Origin of the sequence: Pseudohongiella sp. (assembly GCF_040877505.1) — a bacterium.
GTDB lineage: Bacteria > Pseudomonadota > Gammaproteobacteria > Pseudomonadales > Pseudohongiellaceae > Pseudohongiella.
In genome coordinates this window covers 68,387-82,358 of record NZ_JBBDNQ010000006.1, presented here as the reverse complement: position 1 = coordinate 82,358, position 13,972 = coordinate 68,387, and the positions used below count along the sequence as shown (strand labels likewise).

General features: G+C 56.5%; 10 protein-coding genes. 3 read left to right on the top strand and 7 right to left on the bottom strand.

Going from position 1 to position 13,972, the window contains the following annotated elements:
• The first annotated feature begins 90 nt into the window (after nucleotides 1–90).
• Nucleotides 91–540, top strand: a complete 450-nt coding sequence (locus WD071_RS00555) for an Lrp/AsnC family transcriptional regulator (RefSeq protein ID WP_368046331.1) — start codon at nucleotides 91–93, stop codon at nucleotides 538–540.
• A 12-nt stretch (nucleotides 541–552) separates the two neighbouring features.
• Here the strand turns inward: WD071_RS00555 and WD071_RS00550 are convergent, their stop codons facing one another.
• Complete coding sequence (locus WD071_RS00550) at nucleotides 553–2,577, bottom strand: PQQ-binding-like beta-propeller repeat protein (protein ID WP_368046330.1); 2,025 nt, start codon at nucleotides 2,575–2,577, stop codon at nucleotides 553–555.
• A gap of 25 nt (nucleotides 2,578–2,602) precedes the next feature.
• A complete protein-coding gene (locus WD071_RS00545; RefSeq protein WP_368046329.1) occupies nucleotides 2,603–5,014 on the bottom strand; it encodes a DUF5916 domain-containing protein in 2,412 nt (803 codons plus the stop codon).
• 228 nt (nucleotides 5,015–5,242) lie between these two features.
• Here WD071_RS00545 and WD071_RS00540 point away from each other — a divergent pair, with 228 nt between their 5' ends.
• Nucleotides 5,243–5,482: a TIGR02647 family protein gene (locus WD071_RS00540; RefSeq protein ID WP_368046328.1), complete on the top strand. Its 240-nt coding sequence runs from the start codon at nucleotides 5,243–5,245 to the stop codon at nucleotides 5,480–5,482.
• A gap of 30 nt (nucleotides 5,483–5,512) precedes the next feature.
• Here WD071_RS00540 and prpF read toward each other — a convergent pair whose 3' ends face one another.
• Genes prpF through WD071_RS00515 form a run of 5 tightly spaced genes read right to left on the bottom strand, consistent with a single transcriptional unit; the run spans nucleotide 5,513 to nucleotide 12,093 of the window.
• Complete coding sequence (gene prpF, locus WD071_RS00535; protein ID WP_368046327.1) at nucleotides 5,513–6,694, bottom strand: 2-methylaconitate cis-trans isomerase PrpF; 1,182 nt, start codon at nucleotides 6,692–6,694, stop codon at nucleotides 5,513–5,515.
• Nucleotides 6,691–9,297: a Fe/S-dependent 2-methylisocitrate dehydratase AcnD gene (gene acnD / locus WD071_RS00530; RefSeq protein ID WP_368046326.1), complete on the bottom strand. Its 2,607-nt coding sequence runs from the start codon at nucleotides 9,295–9,297 to the stop codon at nucleotides 6,691–6,693. Before acnD ends, prpF begins: the two co-directional genes overlap by 4 nt.
• A gap of 16 nt (nucleotides 9,298–9,313) precedes the next feature.
• Nucleotides 9,314–10,441 (bottom strand): 2-methylcitrate synthase, encoded by a 1,128-nt coding sequence (prpC, locus tag WD071_RS00525; RefSeq protein WP_368046325.1) that lies wholly within the window; start codon nucleotides 10,439–10,441, stop codon nucleotides 9,314–9,316.
• Nucleotides 10,442–10,498: 57 nt separating this feature from the next.
• A complete protein-coding gene (prpB, locus tag WD071_RS00520; RefSeq protein WP_368046324.1) occupies nucleotides 10,499–11,386 on the bottom strand; it encodes a methylisocitrate lyase in 888 nt (295 codons plus the stop codon).
• Nucleotides 11,383–12,093, bottom strand: a complete 711-nt coding sequence (locus WD071_RS00515; protein WP_368046676.1) for a GntR family transcriptional regulator — start codon at nucleotides 12,091–12,093, stop codon at nucleotides 11,383–11,385. Before WD071_RS00515 ends, prpB begins: the two co-directional genes overlap by 4 nt.
• Nucleotides 12,094–12,372: 279 nt before the next feature.
• On the opposite strand from WD071_RS00515, the gene WD071_RS00510 reads away from it, so the two are divergent.
• A complete protein-coding gene (locus tag WD071_RS00510; protein ID WP_368046323.1) occupies nucleotides 12,373–13,971 on the top strand; it encodes a M28 family peptidase in 1,599 nt (532 codons plus the stop codon).
• Nucleotide 13,972 lies beyond the last annotated feature (1 nt).

The following is a 13,972-nucleotide window of genomic DNA, read 5'->3' as shown; positions in this document are numbered from 1 at the left end:
AAGACTCTCGTTTCAAGACTCTCGTTTCAAGACTCTCGTTTCAAGACTCTCGTTTACAAGACTCTAGTTTACAAGACAGAGGCAAACCGTATGGACTCGCAGGACAAAAAACTGCTGCGCTTACTGCAACACGATGCATCCCTGTCAGTGGCAGACCTGGCCGACCAGGTGGGCATCTCCAAATCCGCGTGTTGGCGACGTATGCAGAAGCTGGAGGAAAATGGTGTCATCAAGCAGCGCGTCACCCTGCTCGATACAAAAAAACTGGGGCTGGGCCTGACGGTTTTTGTCACCGTGCGCACCAATCAGCATAACGCCGACTGGGCACACAACTTCAACCAGGTGGTGCAGGACGTGGAAGGTGTGCTTGAGGTGTACCGGCTCGGCGGGCAGATCGACTACCTGCTAAAGGCGGTGGTCGCCGACATGCCCGGTTATGACCGTCTGTACCAGAAGCTGATCGCCGCCGACCTGTTTGATGTCACGGCCAGCTTTGTCATGGAGGAAATCAAGGCCACCACCGTGCTGCCGATCAAATAAAGCGAATCCGAATCACTCAGGCTGGCCCGGGCGGAAGGCGAGCAACACATTGCCGGCCTGCTGGCGAAAGCGGTCATAACCCGAGCCGACAAACAACATGCCGGCACCGGCCGAAATGCTGTGCGCATCAATGGAACCGCCACGTGCTTCAACATTATTGACAGTGGCAAAACCCTGCGACGAGTCAAACTCAAACAGAATATCGCCGTCTTCACCATCAAAAATAAAAAGTCGCCCGTCAATGTTGCCGGCCACCAGCGCCCCGTCAATGACCAGCGGCAAGGCCGAGAATCCGTAACGCTCCTGACAGGTTTCCACGCGTAAATCGCGGCCATCAGCGCAATCGGGTCGCGAGCGGTATTCCCAGGCCGGCTCACCATTGCCCAGATCAAATGCATGTACACCCGCATCAATCATGTCGTCGGTCATGCTGGCGTAATGCGGATCGCTGATGGGCAAAAATACCCGCTCGCCATCCACCGCAATGCCCCAATGATTGCCGCCCAGAGCGCCACCGTCACCCACCCGCTGCTGCCAGAGCAAGGTGCCATCATCGGGATCCAGCGCCCACACGTGCCCTGACTTCTGCCCTGCCACCAGGCGCTCACTGCCGTCAGCCAGCGTCACCAGCGCAGCGGCACCACCAAAATCCCAGTCCTTGATGATGCTGTCATCAGCAGAGGGGCAATTCGGGCCGTATTCACGACCGGTGCAGGCCATGTTCCAGACATCATTGGCGATCGCCTGGAACTGCCAGCGCACCTCGCCATTGTTGATATCCAGCGCGATGATGGCGTTGCTGGTGTACGTGGCGGGCAGAGAGGTATTTTCACCGGTGGTGACATACAACAGCCCCCGCTTTTCGTCCAGACTCGGACTGGACCAGATCGGTGCCCCGGAAGGCCCCCGCAAGCGAGTGCCAACAGAGTTGACCTCACCGGTGTAGTCGGCCGGTGGCATGGTGTAGTAGGTCCATACCCGCTCGCCGGTAAGCGCATCCAGCGCAATCACGGCGCCGCGACCATCACAGCACTCGTGGGTGGCTTCAGCGCCACGCTGGACGCCGGACGCTGACACCGGCACATACAGACGCTGTTCATGGTATAGCGGAGCGCCGGTCAGGCGGGTGTGGACACCCTCGTCGGCCGCACCATCAATGATCCATAACGCTTCGCCGGTGAGCGGATCAATGGCATGCAGCCGGGCGCGTTCATCACTGACATAAAGCAGACGCTGTCCGCCTGTTTTTTCGTCTGCCTGTCCGTCTGCCTGTCCGTCTGCCTGTCCGTCTGCCTGTCCGTCTGCCTGTCCGTCTGCCTGTCCGTCTGACTGGCCGTCTGGCTGTTCGTCTGATTGGCCGCCAGTCGCCAGCACATCACTCAGCGCGGCTGAGCTGCGTAAACTAGCGCCGGCATCGTACGCCCATTTGATGCAGCCCGATTCCGTATCCAGGGCCAGCACCTGTTCGGTAGCCCCTGCCGGATAAAACACCGTATTCCCAGCAATCACCGGCGTCGAGCGCAGGCCCCCGATTCCGGGCAGACCCAGTGCCCAGGCCAGTTCCAGGCGCGGCATGTCAGCTTTGCTCAAGCCACTCTGGGCGGCGCTCAGATTGCGGGAAAAACGCAGGTCACCACCGGCATTGCCCAGTGACACCGCATCAAGATGGATGGCCTGTTGTGCATCGGAACATCGGTTTTCGCTCAGCCATTCCCCGGACACCGGCGGCACCGCCAGATAGTCGATCACCGCTTCACGTTGTGGTTCCGATAAAACCTGACCTTGGGCCTGCATCAGGCCGGCCGTCAGCGCAAAGCGCAGCGTGTCCGCGGTCATGGTGCGCAGGGTCGCCACCGATGCGGCGCGCGGGTCACCGCCTTCGTGGCAGGTGGCGCAATAACTGGCGAATATGTCTTCCCCGGGATGGACATCGCTGCCCTGGGCCAGCAGCTGTGATGACGTTGTCAGTGCTACCGCTGCCGTCAGGCCGGTTGCAACAACCGTCAGGCGTCGGTGGATAGAGGTAATGATCGTCATATGCTCACTCGTAATTATGTTTGTGTCAGGAGCCAAAACGGTAGCGCAACTTGATCACCAGCGTATCCACTACGGGTTCGGACCATGCTTCCTGTAGCAGCCCAGTGTAATCATCAAATGTGTTACCCGGCAGGTTGCCACCGCGGGTATAAACAATGAACAAATCCGACAGCGGTGCAATTTCCCAGCGATACCGCGCCTGGAATGTCATCCGGCTGATGCTGAAATCATCACTGGTCGCATTGGGTTTGGCGACTTCGTGCAGCTCTTCGATACGATCAGGATTGACTTGCAGGAATTTGTTTTCGAAGGCCTTCAGCCCGGTCCATTGTACGCCCAGGCGAATCTGTTGCCGCGCATTAATAAAATAATTCAGGGTGACTTTAGGTGACCACTGCGTCGCCTCGAAACTGGTATAGCGACCGTTGCCACGGTATACCAGCAAGCCCTCCCGATCAGTATACGCCGCCTCCGCCTGCAGTGAAAAATTATCCACCGGCCGATAGGTAACACCGGCGCTGGTCGTGGTATTGCGTTCACCCAGATCATCCGTGTTGGCATCCAGATCAAAACTGTACACCAGCGTTTGCGACGGGTCAGTATCCCAGCCAAACACAAACTGCCAGCGACCCGGCACATAATAATCACCACTGCCGCGACCAAGCCGGTCATCAATGCGGCGATGATAATAACGCGCACTGGCCAGCATCGAGTGATTGTTCAAAAACGTATATTCGCGGGTAGCGAAGATGCCCTGGCGCACAAAATCGCCGTTGCTGTTCCACTGGTTAAAATTGAAAATACTGGTGCTGCGTGAAAGCAGCCCTTCAACATTGGATTCATTACGCGTGTAGTTGTAATCCAGGTGCATCAGGTCATTGCGGGTCAGGAAACCCAGGGTATTGAGCTCCAGTTTGTCATCATGGTAACCGGCGGCAACGCGGTGCTGACGTCCGCGGATGGGTTGAAAGATGATATCGGCAAAAGCGCCCTGCCCGCTGACGCCATCAACATCACTGTGTACGGCCTGTGCATCAACTACCCAGCGTGCATCGGCGGAAAAATAATGCATATCCACGCCATTGACCACCGCGTCGATCTCTGAATGTGACACCGAGGTGCCCATCCAGCCAATGGAGCGACGGCCACCGCCAGCGGTATCTTCGTATAGCAGGCGACCCACACTGAAGTCGCGGCCTTCAGCTTCAATTTTTACCCGCGATCCGTCAGGTGCGATACCTCTGATATCGCTGTCATCCTCCGAAGCAAGCAGCGTGCCGTAGCGCCAGTTGCCATTCTGCCCGGTGAACTTCGCTGCGCCCAACAAATCGCTCGGCGCACTGACATCAGTAGCGATGGTACTGACACCACTGGGTACATCAAAGCGGGCAGCGCTGCCAATACGGCGAGTGTTCAGCAGCGTGGTCGGGCCGCCTGGCCCGCGGGCGCTCTGGTTACGTGGCGAGGTATTAAATACGTCCTGGCCCTCAAGGAAAAAAGCGCGTTTTTCCGGAAAAAATGTTTCAAAAGCGGTGAGATTGACCACAATATCATCTGATTCGACATTGCCAAAATCCGGATTCAGACTGGCAGACAATTGGGTATTGGTGGTCGGTCGCCAGAATACTTCCAGACCTGCGCGCAAGTCGGAATCGTCCCGAATGCCGTCATGCGAGGCTGACAGATAGGGGTACCAGGTTAGCTGGGCACGGGGCTCAACGGCATCAAGCTCAAATTTGTAATAGGCGGACAGGAACTCATTAACGGTTGTGGGTAACGGTGGGAACGACCAGGTTTCATTCAGGTGGCCCACCTGACGTTCGGTATAGATACCGATACGTCGCGAATCACCCGATACACCAGGCAATGCCATCATGGTCCAGGGAATAAAAAACTCGGCTACCCAGCCGCCGTCGACCGGACTGGTTTCAGCAACCCACGACCCGTCCCACTGCAGATTGATCTGACGTTCGGGCAAAATGGTGCCATCGGTTTTGGATCCTCCGAGATTCACCCGCATCATATAGCCGTAAAGGCCTTCGCCGGAGGGGTCGATGTTGATGACAAAACCATCACGCTCCAGCCGTGTGTCACGCGATGTCATGCGCGCTACCAGAGTACCGGGGTCCTGATGATTCATCACCCCGACGTAAATACCGCGCTCTGTGTAGAAAATATGAGTATCGGTGCGCAGGCTGGTTTCGGCCAGTGTGTCGGGCGAAATGACCCGCATGCCGTCGATGGCGGGAACACGCTGCCAGACGGCTTCGTCCAGACGCCCGTCCAGGGTGATCTGTGCCTCGCCCTCACTGACCTGGGTCAGTCGTGGTGTCAGGTCCTGAGCCAGAGTGCTGCCACTGAAGAAAAGTATGTGGGCAGCGACCAGCACAGACGATAAACGCCAGTGCCAGAACATGCATTGCTTGATGATTTGCATGGTATTTTCTCTTTTTTATTATCCCCATGCTCGTTGTGGGCGATCGGGGTCTGTCGGGACTATAGCGTCTGATTCAGGGTTCACCCATAGCTGGCTACAATTCGTTGCAAAATAGCCCGGCGTCAATTACTTCGACTGATGTGCTTTTTCGTGGGATGATTGCTGCCAGCGTGCTTCAACAATAATTCCAGAAAGCAGGCTGCATGCACAATGGAACAAGGGGATATCATGCAATTGAATAAAGAACTGGTTGAGGAAATGGAATTGCTGCTTAAATTCGATCTGAGCAGCGCCCGTGTGGGCTTGAAAATACACAGTAATGCCGACGCAGAGGTCATCGCAGCGGCGAAACGTCTGTACCACAAAGAACTGGTGGAGCATGAGGACGGCGGTTTTCTGACCACACTGGGGCATGAGGCGGCTGAGCATTTACAGGCAGCGCGGCAGATTCTGACCTCGTCCGAGTAATTTTTTGCGCCCTGCGATCGCCGGGCTCACTCAAACGCCCGGCACTCTCACCCAGCCTTCCATGAGCACGCGGGCACTGCGGCTCATGATGGCTTTTTTGACAACCCATTCTCCATCAACCTGGTTGGCCTCTGCGCCTACACGCAAGGTACCGGATGGGTGTCCAAACACAACTGAGCTGCGATTCCCCCCGCCAGCGGCCAGATTTACCAATGTACCGGGCACAGCCGCCGCCGTCCCGATGGCAACCGCTGCGGTGCCCATCATGGCATGATGCAGCTTACCCATGGACATCGCCCGCACCAGCAAATCAATATCGTTTACCTTGACCGCCTTGCCGCTTGAAGTGACATAATCGGCAGGTGGCGCAACAAAAGCCACTTTGGGTGTGTGCTGCCTGTTGGCAGCTTCACTGAGCTCCCGGATCAACCCCATTTTCACCGCGCCATGACTGCGGATAGATTCAAACAGGGCCAGCGCATCACGGCTATCATTGATGATCTCCTGCAGCTCGGTGCCGGTATATCCAATCTCGCTGGCGTTGACAAATATTGTTGGAATTCCCGCATTGATCAGGGTCGCATTCAATTTGCCCACACCTGGCACATCCAGCTCATCAACCAGATTGCCGGTGGGAAACATGGCACCACCGTCTTCCCCGTCATCAGCCGGATCCATGAATTCGAGCTGTACTTCGGCTGCCGGAAACGTCACCCCATCCAGTTCAAAATCACCGGTTTCCTGTACCTCGCCGTTGGTGACCGGCACATGCGCGATAATGGTCTTGCCAATGTTCGCCTGCCAGATGCGGACCGTGCAAAGGCCATTGGCTGGCACCCGCGAGGGATCAAGCAGACCTTTGCTGATGGCAAAACCACCCACCGCCGATGACAGGTTGCCGCAGTTGCCACTCCAGTCCACAAAGGCTTTGTCGATAGCGACCTGCCCGAACAGATAATCGACGTCATGCTCCGGTCTGGCGCTTTTGCTGACAATCACCGTCTTGCTGGTACTGGAGGTCGCACCACCCATACCGTCAGTATGTTTGCCATAAGGATCGGGGCTGCCAATAACACGCAGCAACAATTGGTCGCGTGCCACTCCCGGCGTCTGCGCAGCAACAGGCAATTCATCAAGCAGAAAAAACACACCTTTGCTGGTGCCACCACGTATATAGGTAGCCGGCACTCTTATTTGCGGGTTGTGACTCATGCGCTTGCTCCCGACACCTGTGCCGATTCAAGAAAGTCCTGGGCAAAGCGCTGCAATACACCGCCGGCCTCGTAGATAGATACTTCCTCGTTGCTGTCCAGGCGACAGGTCACCGGCACTTCAACGCGTTGGCCATTGGCCCGGTTGATGATCAGTGTCAACTGCGCCCGCGGTGTGCGATCGCCGATAACATCAAAGGTCTCGGTGCCGTCAATCTCCAGCGTCTTGCGGGTCGTGCCGGCAGCAAACTCCAGTGGCAACACACCCATGCCAAGCAGGTTGGTGCGATGAATGCGCTCAAACCCTTCAGCAACAATGGCTTCAACACCGGCCAGGCGAACGCCTTTGGCCGCCCAGTCGCGCGAAGAACCCTGACCGTAATCGGCCCCGGCAATGATGATCAGCGGCTGTTTGCGCACCAGGTAGGTTTCAATGGCTTCCCACATACGGGTGACCTTGCCCTCGGGTTCAATTCTGGCCAGCGAGCCTTGCTTGACCTTACCATCAACAATAGCCATCTCATTGATCAGTTTCGGATTGGCAAAGGTGGCACGCTGGGCGGTCAGGTGATCGCCGCGATGCGTCGCATAGGAATTAAAGTCTTCTTCCGGCACGCCCATTTTGTGCAGATATTCGCCAGCGGCGCTGTCCATCATGATGGCATTGGACGGCGACAGATGATCCGTGGTGATGTTGTCACCCAGAACAGCCAGCGGGCGCATGTTTTTTAACGGGCGCTCACCGGCCAGCGCGCCTTCCCAGTACGGCGGACGACGGATATAGGTGCTTTGCGGGCGCCAGTCATACAACGGCTCGGTTTTGTTCTCCGCGTCGCGGGTGATATCAAACATGGGGATATACACGTCACGGTATTGCTGCGGCTTCACGCTTTGTTTGACGATGGCATCGATTTCTTCATCGCCGGGCCAGATATCTTTTAATGTCACCGGCTTGCCATCACGATCGGTGCCCAGCGCATCCTTTTCAATATCAAACCGTATCGTGCCCGCGATGGCATACGCCACCACCAGCGGCGGTGATGCCAGAAACGCCTGCTTGGCATAGGGATGGATACGACCATCAAAGTTACGGTTACCCGACAGTACTGCCGTGGCGTACAGATCCCGGTCGACCACTTCTTTCTGAATAACAGGGTCCAGCGCCCCGCTCATGCCATTACAGGTGGTGCAGGCGAATCCGACCACGCCAAAGCCTTGCTGCTCAAGCTCTGTCAACAAACCGGCTTCTTCCAGATACATCTTTACCGTTTTTGAACCCGGCGCCAACGAGGTTTTCACCCAGGGTTTGCGTTGCAGGCCAAGCTTGTTGGCATTGCGCGCAATCAAACCGGCCGCAATCATATTGCGCGGATTGCTGGTATTGGTGCAGCTGGTAATGGCAGCGATGATAACGGCACCATCAGGCATCCTGCCTTCTTCATTCTCCACCTTGCCACTGATGCCGCGTGCAGCCAGTTGCGAGGTTGGCAATAACGCGTGTGGATTTGATGGCCCTGCCAGCGTCCTTGCCACCGACGATAGATCAAATGTCAGCACCCGCTCGTACTTTGCCTTTGTCAGACTGCCGGCCCACAGCCCGGACTGTTTTGCGAAATTTTCAACCAATGCTACCTGCTCGTCTTCGCGCCCCGTCAGTTTCAGGTAATCGATTGTCTGTTCATCAATAAAAAACATGGCCGCAGTGGCGCCGTATTCGGGCGTCATATTGGAGATAGTGGCACGATCACCCACACTCAGGTGCGCAGCGCCTTCACCATAAAATTCAAGATAGGCACCCACTACTTTTTCGCGCCGCAGGAACTCGGTTATTGCCAGCACCATGTCCGTGCTGGTGATACCCGGCTGCAACTTGCCGCTCAGTTCCACGCCCACCACATCAGGCAGACGCATCCAGGAGGCCCGCCCCAGCATCACACTTTCCGCTTCCAGACCGCCGACACCGATAGAGATGACACCCAGGGCATCCACCATCGGCGTGTGACTGTCGGTACCAACACAGGTATCTACAAAAGCCACACCATCGCGCACCTGCACCACCGGCGACATCTTCTCCAGGTTGATCTGATGCATGATGCCATTGCCGGGTGGAATCACGTCGACGTTCTCGAACGCAGTTTTGGTCCAGTTGATGAAATGGAAGCGATCATCATTGCGCCTGTCTTCAATTGTCCGGTTCTTTTCAAATGCGTCCCTGTCAAAACCGGCATGCTCCACCGCCAGCGAGTGATCCACAATCAATTGCGTTGGCACCACCGGGTTGACTTTGGCCGGGTCGCCGCCCTGCTCGGCGATGGCGTCGCGCAGGCCGGCAAGATCGACCAGCGCCGTTTGTCCCAGAATATCGTGACACACCACACGCGCCGGAAACCACGGAAAATCCAGATCGCTCCTGCGCTCGATCAGCTGTTTCAGGGATTCAGTCAGCATGGCCGGATCACAACGCCGCACCAGGTTCTCCGCCAGCACGCGCGAGGTGTATGGCAGCTCGTCGTAGGCACCGGGCTGAATGGCATCCACGGCTCCCCGGGTATCAAAATAGTCGAGACTGGTGCCCGGCAGTGGCTTGCGATATTCGGTATTCATGACGTACCTGACCTTGTTAACGTTGATCGATTGGTTTGACTTTGCGCGGCTCGGGACCGGTGTACTCGGCACTGGGGCGGATGATGCGATTATCCGCGCGCTGTTCCATGACGTGGGCTGCCCAGCCAGTCAAGCGACTCATGACAAAGATGGGCGTAAACAGTTTGGTCGGGATGCCCATGAAATGATAGGCCGAGGCATGAAAAAAATCGGCGTTGCAGAACAGTTTTTTCTCGCGCCACATGACTTCTTCGCAGCGTACCGACACCGGGTACAAGGTATCGTCGCCCACGTCATCAGCCAGCTTTTTCGACCAGGACTTGATGATCGCGTTACGAGGATCAGACTCCTTGTAGATCGCGTGACCAAAACCCATGATTTTTTCCTTGCGTTCCAGCATGCCCAGCATTTCTTTCTCAGCATGATCGGCATCGCTGAATTTCTCTATCATCTCCATCGCCGCTTCATTCGCGCCACCGTGCAGCGGGCCACGCAAAGTACCGATAGCCCCGGTTATGCAGCTGTGCATGTCAGACAGGGTTGAGGCGCAAACCCGCGCGGTAAACGTCGACGCGTTGAACTCGTGCTCTGCATACAGTATCAGGGACACGTTCATGGTCTGTGCATGCAGCGCCTTGGGTTTTTCGCCGCGCAGCATATGCAGAAAATGTGCACCCACTGACTCATCATCCGTGTTTTCGTTGACACGTACACCATCGTGACTGTAACGATACCAGTAACAAATGATGGACGGGAATATGGCCAGCAGCCGATCAGCGGCAGCGCCTTGCTGTTTAAAATTTTCTTCGGTCTCCAGATTGCCAAGTACAGAGCAGCCGGTGCGCATCACATCCATCGGATGTGCTTCTTTGGGTATCTTCTCCAGCACGGCTTTCAGGGCATTGGGTAATCCGCGCAGGCTTTTTAGCCGGGATTTGTATTCCACCAACTCGGCTTTGGTAGGCAGGTGACCTTTCAGAATGAGATGGGCGACTTCTTCAAACTCACAATTATCAGCCAGGTCCTGCAGGTCGTAACCTCGATAAGTCAGACCTGAGCCGGACACGCCGACGGTCGACAAGGCTGTTTTACCGGCTATCTGTCCACGCAAACCTGCGCCACTCAATACTTTTGCTTCAGCCATAGCTGCTCTCCTCGCTTTCCAGTTCTGTCTGTTATTTTATCGTGTAAAAAATTGTGTTTATGTCTTTTTCTGTTTGGCAAATAACGCATCCAGTCTTTCTTCATAGACATGGTAGTCGATGCGATCATAAAGCTCGGCGCGGGTCTGCATCATGTCGGTGACATGCTGCTGCGTACCGTCGCGACGAATGGCGGTGTACACCGCTTCGGCCGCTTTGTTCATGGCGCGGAACGCTGACAGGGGATACAGTACCAGTGAAATATCGACCGACGCCAACTCCTCGGTGGTATACAGCGGCGTAGAACCAAACTCGGTGATATTGGCCAGCACCGGCACTTTCAGCCGATCGGTAAACGTTTTGTACATCGACAGTTCGGTAATGGCCTCGGGGAAAATCATGTCGGCGCCTGCCTCAATACAGGCTTCAGCGCGCTCCAGTGCGGCGTCCAGCCCCTCAACTGCCAGGGCGTCAGTGCGCGCCATCACCACAAAACTGTCATCCGTACGGGCATCCACAGCGGCCTTGATGCGGTCCACCATTTCCTGCTGCGTGACAATTTCCTTGTTTGGCCGGTGCCCACAGCGTTTGGCCCCCACCTGATCTTCAATATGCATGGCGGCAGCGCCGAATTTGATCATCGATTTGACCGTACGGGCCACGTTAAAGGCGCTGGCACCAAAACCGGTATCGACATCGACCAGCAGCGGCAGGTCACAAACATCGGTAATGCGTCGCACATCGGTCAGGACATCGTCCAGGCCGGTAATGCCCAGATCGGGCAGTCCCAGCGAGCCCGCCGCCACACCACCACCGGACAGGTAGATGGCTTTAAAACCAGCGCGTTTAGCCAACAAAGCATGATTGGCATTGATGGCACCAATCACCTGCAGCGGATGTTCTTCAGCCACAGCATCGCGAAAACGCTGCCCCGGTGTTTTGTTCATACGGTCACTCCTTCTGGTGATGGTCCCTCGTCCGCCTGAGCCAGCAAACGACGTTCAATATTGCGACGCGACGCACTGATATGACGTCGCATCAGCAGTTCTGCCAATTCGCCGTCGCGATCGGCGATGGCTTCAATAATCCGGTGATGTTCGGCAAACGCCTGCTGCGGGCGCTTGGGTGTTGCCGAGTAACGATAGCGGTACATGCGCAACAGGTGATAAAGATCGCCGCACAGCATGTCACTGAGGGTGCTGTTCTTGCTGCCCTGGATGATCAGGTAGTGAATATCCAGATCACCTTCCTGCTGATAATAGGATTCATTGTGTTTGAGACCGCTGTGACGTTCGTGCATGGCCAGCACATTGCGCATACCCGCGATCTCCTCCTCGCTCATGTTCTGGGCAGCCAGGCGACAGGCCATGCCTTCCAGCGCTTCACGCACATAATAGAGCTCGATTAACTCTTCATAACTGAGCGAGGCCACACGGATGCCCGCATGCGGTATGCGCACTACCAGGCGTCGACCTTCCAGTCGACGAATCGCCTCCCGCAACGGTCCCCTGCCAATGCCAAATGTGGTGCTGAGGTATTGCTCGCTCAGGCGCGTACCCGGGGCAATGTCCCCTTTGACAATGGCATTCTGGATACGTTCAAAGGCGCCGTCAGACAGTGTCTGACTGCCATTGCGCAGCTCGGAAACAGTCAGTTGTAGATAATCTCTTGGGCATCGGCCTTAAATTCGCGTTTCATGGGGCGAATCTTGTGCTTTTTGGGCAGGATTGTCAACAATACGGGAATGGCGTCGCAATACCAACAAGCACACCCGCAACCGAAAAACCCATGCAGAAAAGGCCTTCGCAAAGGGCGAACCATCACAACGTGGACAGTCGTCGCCCTTTAACGCTCAGAGTGACTGATATATATTGGCATTCCCCTGAACAACAATAACTCCCGTGAATAAAAAGAAAAGAGGAGCAGGATGCATATGACCAGGAACATAAACCACCCCGACACTACAAACACCCGCGTGGCTGCCGCACTGGCTGTGATACTGTCGGCCGTGTTTATACCCGTTCAGGCACAAACAGCAGCCTCGCCCTGGTACGGAGTACCGCTTCCTCCGGCATTTACAGCGCACGATATACCCGCCATTGTCGGCAGCCGGGGCCCCGCACCTGCTGTCGTCCCCGCGGGCGAAGAGTTGTACAGCGAACTGCAGGGACAGCGCCTGTTGCAGGACTTGCATGCCATCATTGAATTCTCCCATCAAAGCCGCCGACAACAGGAACTGGGCGGGGACCAGATGTGGGGGCGCGTTGCCGGTTTCCCTTCGGGCAGGGCCGTTGCTGACTGGGCCGCACAACAGTTCCGGTCAGCGGGCATTACACAGGTTGCCACACAGTCTTTCAGCCAGGAGGAAGACGCCAGTTTGTGGCTACCGGTGCAATGGGAGGTACGACTACTGGCCAACAGTGTCGCCGGGGCTGGCAGCGATGATGTGGTGCTGACAACCGCAGTGGCACTGGCACCGTCGCAGATCCCCGACGGCATACTGGAAGCACCCATGATCTATGTCGGCACCGCACGCCCAGCGGAGCTGGCACACATGGATGTCAGCGGCAAAATCGCCATTCAGCACATCACGCCACAGGCGCACCTGGTATTCGAGCGCGCGGCGGCTGTGCCCCGGGCTCAGGATCTGATGGAACGTGGCGCGGTGGCGGTGCTCAACATTATCGATCAACCCGGCAATGAAATGGCGCGCGACCTTGCCAATTGTGGTGGTCCCTGCTTTAACATTGGCGGCCGCGACGGCGTGTTTCTGGCCAATGTACTTGATGCCGCAGCGAACAATGGCGATGGAGGTCAGCTGCGCGCAAGGCTGTCACTTCAGGCACAGGAACACAGCGGGCTGACAGGACACAATGTCATTGCAGTCATCCCCGGCGCTTCGGATGAAACCATCGTGCTCAACGCTCACCTGGATGCCTGGTACGATGGCGCTGGCGACAACGGCGACGGTGTTGCCGTGATGATGGCGCTGGCCAGACATTTCAGCCGGCCGGAGATCCCGTTGCAGCGTACGCTGGTGCTGGTGGCCAGCGCCGGTCATCACACCACAGGTCTGAATGGCCCGCGTAACGCTGTGCGCATGAATCCGGATCTGTTCAACAACAGCGTGCTTATTTTTAACCTGGAACACGTGGCACAGCGCAACTTTTCCCCGGCCCGCAGTGTACTGCCCGACGGCTACCGCGCGTTCATCGCAGACTCGGGTGAAGCACCCATTGTCGCGGGCATTACCAACGAATCTCCCTATCTGCAACGTCTGTTTGATGAAGGCGTGCAACGCTACGGCACCAACTTTGTATCCGGCAACTCAACCATGGCCAGCGGCGAAGGGGGTGGCTACCGCGACGCCGGTGTACCAATTGTTACCACCATGCAGGCACCACCGCTGTATCATACCAGCGGCGAAGTTGCCGAGGCCATTTCAGTGCCAGGCATGGAACGTATGGCGCGTTTCATGGCCTGGTTTGTCAAACAGGTAGATCAGGCACCACTCACAGACATCAATCCCTGAA

Excerpts from the sequence above, each read along its gene's own strand:
- WD071_RS00555 (WP_368046331.1), top strand. The coding sequence starts at position 91 with ATGGACTCGCAGGACAAAAAACTGCTGCGCTTACTGCAACACGATGCA.
- WD071_RS00550 (WP_368046330.1), bottom strand. The coding sequence starts at position 2,577 with ATGACGATCATTACCTCTATCCACCGACGCCTGACGGTTGTTGCAACC.
- WD071_RS00545 (WP_368046329.1), bottom strand. The coding sequence starts at position 5,014 with ATGCAAATCATCAAGCAATGCATGTTCTGGCACTGGCGTTTATCGTCT.
- WD071_RS00540 (WP_368046328.1), top strand. The coding sequence starts at position 5,243 with ATGCAATTGAATAAAGAACTGGTTGAGGAAATGGAATTGCTGCTTAAA.
- prpF (WP_368046327.1), bottom strand. The coding sequence starts at position 6,694 with ATGAGTCACAACCCGCAAATAAGAGTGCCGGCTACCTATATACGTGGT.
- acnD (WP_368046326.1), bottom strand. The coding sequence starts at position 9,297 with ATGAATACCGAATATCGCAAGCCACTGCCGGGCACCAGTCTCGACTAT.
- prpC (WP_368046325.1), bottom strand. The coding sequence starts at position 10,441 with ATGGCTGAAGCAAAAGTATTGAGTGGCGCAGGTTTGCGTGGACAGATA.
- prpB (WP_368046324.1), bottom strand. The coding sequence starts at position 11,386 with ATGAACAAAACACCGGGGCAGCGTTTTCGCGATGCTGTGGCTGAAGAA.
- WD071_RS00510 (WP_368046323.1), top strand. The coding sequence starts at position 12,373 with ATGACCAGGAACATAAACCACCCCGACACTACAAACACCCGCGTGGCT.